At 44.1% G+C, this 2,854-nt stretch carries 2 protein-coding genes; both read right to left on the minus strand.

Going from position 1 to position 2,854, the window contains the following annotated elements:
* The coding region (locus tag KPY62_RS13490; protein WP_228730793.1) for an Ig-like domain-containing protein at nt 1-1,637 on the minus strand (1,637 nt) is incomplete at its 3' end.
* Between the two features lie 94 nt (nt 1,638-1,731).
* Nucleotides 1,732-2,739 carry an OmpA family protein gene (locus KPY62_RS13495; protein WP_216583465.1) on the minus strand — a complete coding sequence of 336 codons (1,008 nt, stop codon included), beginning with the start codon at nt 2,737-2,739 and terminating at the stop codon, nt 1,732-1,734.
* Nucleotides 2,740-2,854: the final 115 nt, after the last annotated feature.

Consider the following 2,854-nt stretch of genomic DNA (forward strand, 5'->3'; position numbering starts at 1 on the left):
GTGATGGGTTGACCCGCTTCGTTGTCATTGATTGAAGGGGCTACTGGCGCGGTGGTATCCGCCACATTAGCGCTGCCTTGTGGGCTAGTATTGCCCGCCGTATCAGTTTGCGTGGCCGTCACTTGAGTCCCATCAACAACGCTTGGATTGGTCGGAGCGGTCCATGAACCATCGACGCCAACGATCGCATCTACGGTCGTGCCATCAGGGTAAGTCACCGTCACGGTCGCACCCGGCTCACCGGTACCGGTGATGGGTTGACCCGCTTCGTTGTCATTGATTGAAGGGGCTACTGGCGCGGTGGTATCCGCCACATTAGCGCTGCCTTGTGGGCTGATATTGCCCGCCGTATCAGTTTGCGTGGCCGTCACTTGAGTGCCATCAACAACACTTGGGTTGGTCGGAGCGGTCCATGAACCATCGACGCCAACGATCGCATCTACGGTCGTGCCATCAGGGTAAGTCACCGTCACGGTCGCACCCGGCTCACCGGTACCGGTGATAGGTTGACCCGCTTCATTATCATTAATTGAAGGGGCTATTGGCGCTGTGGTGTCACGTACGGCTTCTTCAGTAACTGGCGCTGATACATTACCAGCTGGATCTTTGATAGTAGCTTCAACATCCAGCTTGCCGCCTTCTGTTGGGGCTGGAACTTTAACCGTCACAGTGCCGGCAGTGATGTCGCCTTTGGTGATCGGATGCTCTTGACCATTGACTACCACCACGTCGCCTTCTTTGGCATCTGTTGGTAAGGTCACAACCACATCAACATTGCCGTCTTTATCAATCTCATCGGCTGTGATGAAGGCATCGCCATTGCCTACTACCACTTTGTCAGGGGCGGTTGGTGCGGTGGTGTCACCGGCCACAATCGTCGTAGGACCGCTCTCATTACCTGCTTTATCAGTCGCAGTAGCTGTGATAGTCTCGCCATTAGTTAATGGCTTTTCGCTAGTATCAACAACAAAATTGCCATTAGCATCAGCTGTTACTGTGTAGTCAGGTTTGCCATCGCCATCAGTATCAATCTCAACTTTGGCACCCGGCTCAGTTTTACCAGTGATCTCGGTACCCGCTGCATTGATATCTAAGGTTGGGGCAGTAGGCGCAGTAGTGTCTGGTTTTGGAGCATCTTGCTTATCATTACTACCCCCTGATACCGCACCAATCAATCCAATACCTGCCAATCCTACTAACCAAGGCAGAGCGTTAAAACCTTCTGACGATGCCCCTACCCACCAAGGCAGTACCTGTGAATTACCACCTAGTGCCTGCCCTTCAACATCCCCGGCTAGCAACTCAGTGACATAGTCAGCCACCTCACCCGTATCTGGAATGTAATAGTAATAACTACCATCTTCTGCAATACCAATTAGGGCACTGTCAGTTTCTGAGTAAAAACCTTCGATTATTAGATCGCTCTCTATACCTTCTTCCTCAAAAGAGATATGCAGATCATTATTTACACGCTTAGTAATAATATGATTGGGAGCACGTCCGATTGATTGATCAAAAAGTTCATAATTAACCTTATTAATAGCTTTAATTATCGTAGGTACACCGTCTTTTGTTACAACAGTATGCTCAGCGATAGTTTTGGTTTGATTATTGACTTTAACAGTAATAGTAGACATAGATATTCCTTGAAAAATTAGTGGGATAATTGAATTAGATAAATAAGGTGGGGATATTGACTAACATATATTTAAGATATTTTGGCTTTTATCACTAATTGATAATAGCGACAACACGACGATTATTATGGCGACCTTTAGCAGTGCTATTAGTATCCATAGGCTTACTTTCACCGTAGCCCACAGTGCTGAGTCGATTAGCATTAATGCCATATTTGTTAATTAGCATGGTTTTAACTGCTTTGGCACGGTCTTCTGACAAACGTAGGTTATAGCTTGCATCACCGATATTATCTGTGTGACCTTCTAGCACTGCACCCCTATCTGTGTTGAGCTGCATAAACTTAGCTATCGATTCTAGGCGTAGATTAGGATCAGGTTTAATATGGGCACTATTAAGGTCAAAAAGGACATCTAGTTTGATTGGTGCATTCATTACAATGCTGTCATCTATTCTGGGGATTACTGCCATTACGGGCGTCAATTTTGGTTTCACTAAAGGTGTCAACTGCGGCGTGATCAAGGGTGTTAATTGCGGTGTTTCAACTACACAGCTATCCGCGACTCGACTAATTTGATGGGTCTGCTCTTGAGATTGATAGTTAGGGTTGTTAAGAACAGTGAGTGCTTGGTCACGAGTCATTAGGCTGATACTAGCTTGGACTGCATCATTAACATCGACTAGATAATAATAAGTACTTTGACCAACAAGCTTCTGTTTGGAATTATTATCGGTAAGTCGATTATTTTTTTTACCTGTCACTTCAGCACTTATACTATGAAAGCCACTACAAGTAACTGCTTGAGAGAACTGACCAGGTTGCAGACTCACTTGAAAAAGATTATCAATGCCGACATTGACACTTGTCTGTAGCGAGTCTCGATCATAGGCACGAACGAAAACAACTCTAGATTCATTATTATTTAAATCAGCATCATTAAGAATAGTAAAAGGTTTTCCGGTTTTATCCCATTCAACTTGTTTAACTGTACGAATATCATTATTAGTAGGTAAAGAATCATTACTTTTTATAGATTGGCACCCTGTTACGCCAGACACCATAAATAAGGTTGCTAATAATAAAATAGCTTTACTGTGCATATTATCTACTCTCAAAAAATGATATCTAAAAAGCCGGTCCTGACCTGATAATATCTGTTATAAAATTATTTTTAATATATTGCTAAGCAGATTACTTGTATAACCATAGTAATCC

The organism is Psychrobacter sp. TAE2020, from assembly GCF_018919485.1.
Taxonomy (GTDB): domain Bacteria; phylum Pseudomonadota; class Gammaproteobacteria; order Pseudomonadales; family Moraxellaceae; genus Psychrobacter.